The 5,632-nt window shown below is 58.9% G+C and carries 3 protein-coding genes; 2 read left to right on the top strand and 1 reads right to left on the bottom strand.

Going from position 1 to position 5,632, the window contains the following annotated elements; translation table 11 throughout:
* Nucleotides 1-208 precede the first annotated feature (208 nt).
* Nucleotides 209-433: a hypothetical protein gene (locus ACW9IR_RS28500; protein WP_016987899.1), complete on the top strand. Its 225-nt coding sequence runs from the start codon at nucleotides 209-211 to the stop codon at nucleotides 431-433.
* 5 nt (nucleotides 434-438) lie between these two features.
* On the opposite strand, the gene ACW9IR_RS28495 is transcribed toward ACW9IR_RS28500, so the two are convergent.
* A complete protein-coding gene (locus tag ACW9IR_RS28495; protein ID WP_102899006.1) occupies nucleotides 439-3,051 on the bottom strand; it encodes a bifunctional diguanylate cyclase/phosphodiesterase in 2,613 nt (870 codons plus the stop codon).
* Nucleotides 3,052-3,272: 221 nt separating this feature from the next.
* Here ACW9IR_RS28495 and ACW9IR_RS28490 point away from each other — a divergent pair, with 221 nt between their 5' ends.
* Nucleotides 3,273-5,471 (top strand): OsmC domain/YcaO domain-containing protein, encoded by a 2,199-nt coding sequence (locus ACW9IR_RS28490; RefSeq protein WP_457465953.1) that lies wholly within the window; start codon nucleotides 3,273-3,275, stop codon nucleotides 5,469-5,471.
* Nucleotides 5,472-5,632: the final 161 nt, after the last annotated feature.

Below are 5,632 nucleotides of genomic sequence, written 5' to 3'. Positions count from 1 at the left end.
CTTGCTCGTGAGAGCGGTGTGCCAGCCAACACATCCGCCACAGGCAATCCGCTACCGCGAACGGTCTCACTCCTACAAGGTTCAGTGGTGTATCCATGATTGCTGATCGGCAAGTCCTTTAGAAGCAAGCAGTCCATCCGTCGATTGTGCTGAACCACTGTGATCTCGTGTCTTTCTATCAAGGAAGTCCCCCACGAGATCACCCCCGATGTTCAATCAGCGCAAACAAGAAAAACAAGAAAAACTGGCGGCATGGCGAAAACTGGCGACGCAAGCGCAGATGCGCCTGGACCCGGAAGAACAGTACGACGAACTGCTCAAGGCTGCCGATGAAATGGAGGAGCAAGGGCTGATCACCAGCGCCGAGTGGCGGCAGTTGGTACGTGATGCGGGCAACGTGTTTACCGCGGACTCAAGTCGAATAAACGGTTGAATCGCTCAAGTCACGCGACCCTTCTTCGCTTTCAGGGTGGCGCCTCTGGAATCTTGTAATAACCGCGCAAATGCTGCTTTGTCGATCGGCCGGCTCATGAAGTAACCCTGCACTTCGTTACATTGATCGACCCCGAGAATATCCAGTTGCTCTTCGGTCTCGACCCCTTCGGCCGTCACGGTCAGGCCCATGGCTTTGCCCAACCCGATGATCGCCTGCACCACCGCACGATCATTGGTGCCGCTGCTGATTGAGGCGATGAAGCGCTTGTCGATCTTGATCCCGTCGAACGGATAGGCGCGCAAGTAACCCAGCGATGAATAGCCGGTGCCGAAGTCGTCCATGTTCAGGCGCACGCCGAGCTCTTTCAGGGCATTCATGGTGGTCAGGGCGCCGTCGGTGTCATTGAGCATTACGTTCTCGGTAATCTCCAGCTCCAGGCGACTGGCCGGGAAGCGGGTTTGCACCAGCACTTCGCGAACATCCTCGACCACATCGCTGACGGCAAACTGCGCCGGCGACAGATTGACCGAGAGCAGAATATCCTCCGGCCAGCCCAGCGCGGTTTCGCAGGCTTCGCGCAGCACCCAGCGCCCGAGCGGGACGATCAGGTCGGTCTGCTCCGCCAATGGAATGAACAAGTCCGGACCCAGCAAGCCCTTGGTCGGGTGTTGCCAACGCACCAGCGCTTCGACCGAAACGATGTGCTTGCCATCGACCTTGTAGCGCGGCTGATAGTGCAGGATGAATTCGTTGTGTTTGAGCGCGTGACGCAAGTCATCCTCCATCTGCCGGCGCGTCTGGATCTGATCGCTCATGTGCGCTTCGAAATAACACCAGGTGTTCTTGCCCTCGGACTTGGCCTGATACAGGGCGATGTCGGCATAACGGATCAGATCGCTGGGCACATACCCGTGGCGTCGGCTGAGCGCGATGCCGATGCTGGCGCCGATATGCAGCGGATGATGCTCGAAGATCACCGGTTGATGCAGGCTGCCGATCAGACGGGTGCAGAATTTGTCGATTTCGTGCGGACTGTCCATGCCGTTGAGCACCACGATGAATTCGTCGCCGCCCAGTCGCGCGACGATGTCATGCTCGCGGGTGCATTCACGCAGGCGCACAGCGACTTCCTGCAATACGGCATCACCGGCCGGATGGCCAAGTGAATCGTTGATCGGTTTGAAGTTATCGAGGTCGATCATCAGCAACGACAGTGGCGGCGCGTGTTCCTTGAGCAGCAACGCGTCATCGAGATAACGCGCGAGTTTGTTGCGATTGGGCAGGCCGGTGAGGGCGTCGTGCATCGACAAATGCTGGATCTGCGCATGGGCGGCGACTTCGTCGGTGATGTCGCTGGCGGTGCCGCGATAGCCGATGACCGCGTATTTGGCGAAGATCGGCCGGGCGGACAGTCGACAGTGGCGTTGCTGGCCGGCGTGGTCACGGTAGGTGCAGCGTAAATCGCTGGCGCTGTTCTCCTCGGTCAGGTTTCTCAGCCACAGTTCCAGCGGCGTGGTATCGCAACTCAACAAGTGGCCGATGTCTTGCCCCAGCCACAGGGTTTGCGGGTAACCGGTCACTTCGCTGAAGCGCGCCGACAGGTACGTCAGCGCCAGGTCGCGATCGACTTCCCAGATCCAGTCCGAAGCCGCTTCGGCCACCGCGCGAAAGCGTTCTTCGCTGGCTTCCAGCTCCCGGTTGGCGTTTTCCAGCGCCTGATTGGAGGTTTGCATGACGGCAAAACTCTGGTCGACGTACTGCGATGATCGCAAGGCGTGACGGAAGAAGTACGCGGTCAGCAGCATCAGCACCACAATCGTCGCGCCGAGTGGCGGCAGCAATGACCACAATAAATGTTGCCCGGGCCGTTCCAGATCAGCGACCAGGCTGTAACCGGTGCTGTCCAGCGGCACCCGAGGGCGCTGCGGGTCGATCGTCTCGTCCGGCGCCAGCGTCAGGTTGTTCAAGCCGTAACCGCTGCCAATCAGACGCAATTTGGTCGGCGTGAGTTTGTCGACAAACACCAGTACCGAAGAGGTCTGCGGATCGCCCAGGGGCCGCTCATCGTTGGGAATGATCGCCGCCGCCGACACCAGCGCCGGCCAGCCTTCGAACAGTGAATAGCGGCTGACCGGTTTGGTCAGATCACCTTGGCCCAACACTTGATCGAGTAACTCCGTGGCGCTCACCTGAACGAACGCGGACAGCTCGGCATCGACCATTTGCCCGCGCACCACCGCGTAACGGGTGCCTTGGCGGTTGAGGACGAACACGCCGTCATAGCCGTCACTGGTGAACAGGGTTTTGCCGAGGTTCTGCTCGGTGTAAGCCCAGTCGATGTCGACCTGACCGCTCAAATGCTCGTAGGCGGTGGTCCAGTAGGCGTAGCTGGTGATGTAGTTTTTCGAGGCGGTGATACGGTTTTCCAGCGCGCGAGCGGAGTAAAAGCGGGTTTTGTTGATCTCTTCGCTGTCCAGGCGCTCGGCGATACCCAGCAAAGCGACCGCTGCCGCAATCACGCCGCTGACAAACAGCGCTCCGACCGCGAAGGCCAGGCGGCGGGTGACGGCGCTCTGGCGCGGTGGAAGCGGGGCTGCATAGCTGGAAAGGTCCATGTGCTCGTCCTTGATCCGCTGTCTTCTGAATCTAGAACCACGGCGCGGGCGCAATGTTCAGATTGTTCTCGGCGACTGCTCTGAAAGCGTAGTGAACCCCGCGTGATTTGTCTTCCCAAGAGCAGGACGCCGATCAGCGGCCAATCCCGAAAGGGCAAGACTTCCCGCGCAAAAACCGGATAATGGCGGCCATTCGTTTAGCCGTATTCTGGTAATCCCGCATGGAAATCAAGGTCAACTTTCTCGACAACCTTCGACTTGAAGCCAAGTTCGACGACTTCACGGTGATCGCCGATCAGCCCATCCGCTACAAGGGCGATGGCTCGGCACCGGGACCGTTCGACTACTTTCTGGCATCGTCGGCGTTGTGTGCGGCGTACTTTGTGAAGTTGTACTGCGACACGCGCAACATCCCGACTGAGAACATTCGTCTGTCGCAGAACAACATCGTCGACCCGGAAAACCGCTACAACCAGATCTTCAAGATTCAGGTCGAATTGCCGGCGGACATCTCCGAGAAAGATCGCCTGGGCATCCTGCGTTCCATCGATCGCTGCACGGTGAAGAAGGTCGTGCAGACCGGCCCGGAATTCATCATTGAAGAAGTCGACAACCTCGACGCCGATGCTCAGGCGCTGTTGATGCCGGTGGCCGGTTCCGACGCAGGCACCTTCATCGCCGGCAAGGACCTGCCGCTGGAGCAGACCATCGCCAACATGTCGGGCATCCTCGCCGACCTCGGCATGAAGATTGAAATCGCTTCGTGGCGCAATATCGTGCCTAACGTCTGGTCGCTGCACATCCGCGATGCGCATTCGCCAATGTGCTTCACCAACGGCAAGGGCGCGACCAAAGAGGGCGCACTGGCCTCGGCATTGGGCGAGTTCATCGAGCGCCTGAACTGCAACTTCTTCTACAACGACCAGTTCTGGGGCGAAGAGATCGCCAACGCCGAATTCGTCCATTACCCGGACGAGCAATGGTTCAAGCCGGGCCCGAAAGACGAGTTGCCGAGCGAGATCCTCGACGAATACACCCGGAAGATTTACAACCGTGACGGCGAATTGCGTGGCTCGAACCTGTTCGACACCAACTCCGGCAACACCCAGCGCGGCATCTGCTCGTTGCCGTTTGTGCGCCAGTCGGACAATGAAGTGGTGTACTTCCCGTCCAACCTGATCGAAAACCTTTACCTCAGCAACGGTATGAGCGCCGGCAACACCCTCGCCGAAGCGCAGGTGCAGTGCCTGTCGGAGATCTTCGAACGCGCGGTCAAGCGCGAAATCCTCGAAGGCGAAATGGCCCTGCCGGACGTGCCACAGGAAGTGCTGGAGAAATACCCGAGCATCCTCGCCGGCATCAAAGGCCTGGAAGAGCAGGGCTTCCCGGTGCTGGTCAAGGATGCGTCGCTGGGCGGTGAATTCCCGGTGATGTGCGTGACCCTGATGAACCCACGCACCGGCGGCGTGTTTGCTTCGTTCGGCGCGCATCCGAGCCTGGAGGTGGCGCTGGAGCGCAGCCTCACCGAGCTGTTGCAGGGCCGCAGTTTCGAAGGCCTCAACGACTTGCCGCAGCCGACGTTCTCCGGTCAGGCCGTGACCGAGCCGAACAACTTTGTCGAGCACTTCATCGATTCCAGCGGCGTGGTGTCGTGGCGCTTCTTCAGTGCCAAACCGGACTTCGAATTCGTCGAGTGGGACTTCTCCGGCCAAGGCGAAAACTCCAACGCCGAAGAAGCCGCGACGCTGTTCGGCATCCTTGAAGACATGGGCAAAGAAGTCTACATGGCTGTCTACGAGCACATCGGTGCCAAGGCCTGCCGCATCCTCGTGCCGGATTACTCGGAGATCTACCCGGTCGAAGACCTCATCTGGGACAACACCAACAAAGCCCTGCAATTCCGCGCCGACATCCTCAACCTGCACAACCTCAGCAAGGTCGGCCTGCGCAACCTCGCCCAAGGCCTGGAAAACAGCGAACAGGACGATTACACCGAGATCACCACGCTGATCGGCGTCGAGTTCGACGACAACACGCCGTGGGGCAAGCTGACGATTCTGGAATTGCGCTTGCTGATCTGTCTCGCGCTGCAGAAGTACGAGCAAGCCAAGGATCTGGTCGAAGCGTTCCTGCAGTACAACGACAACACCGTCGAACGCGGCTTGTTCTATCAAGCAGTCAACGTGGTGCTGGAGATGGAGCTGGACGAAGATCTGGAACTGGAAGACTACGAAGCCAACTTCCGCCGCATGTTTGGCGATGAGCGTATGGACGCGGCGATTGGTTCGGTCAACGGCAGCGTGCGGTTCTATGGGTTGACGCCGACCAGCATGAAGCTGGAAGGGCTGGATCGTCATTTGCGCTTGATCGAGAGCTATAAAAAGCTGCATACGGCGCGGGCGAATGTGAAGCAGGTTTAAGCCGGTTTCACATTGAGTTCGGCGGTGAATTCACCCCTCACCCCAGCCCTCTCCCCTAGGAGAGGGAGCCGATTTGTGAGCTTTTCAAAATCCTAGTTTGACTCGATTGCAGTGGTCTAATTTCCCCGGACACCCCGATAGGTGGAAAATACATCTATCGA

Source organism: Pseudomonas sp. SDT291_1_S447, assembly GCF_054070155.1.
This window is presented reverse-complemented; position numbering and strand designations above follow the sequence as displayed.

Bases quoted from the DNA above. Each gene is read 5' to 3' on its own strand.
- ACW9IR_RS28500 (WP_016987899.1), top strand. From the start codon at position 209: ATGTTCAATCAGCGCAAACAAGAAAAACAAGAAAAACTGGCGGCATGG.
- ACW9IR_RS28495 (WP_102899006.1), bottom strand. From the start codon at position 3,051: ATGGACCTTTCCAGCTATGCAGCCCCGCTTCCACCGCGCCAGAGCGCC.
- ACW9IR_RS28490 (WP_457465953.1), top strand. From the start codon at position 3,273: ATGGAAATCAAGGTCAACTTTCTCGACAACCTTCGACTTGAAGCCAAG.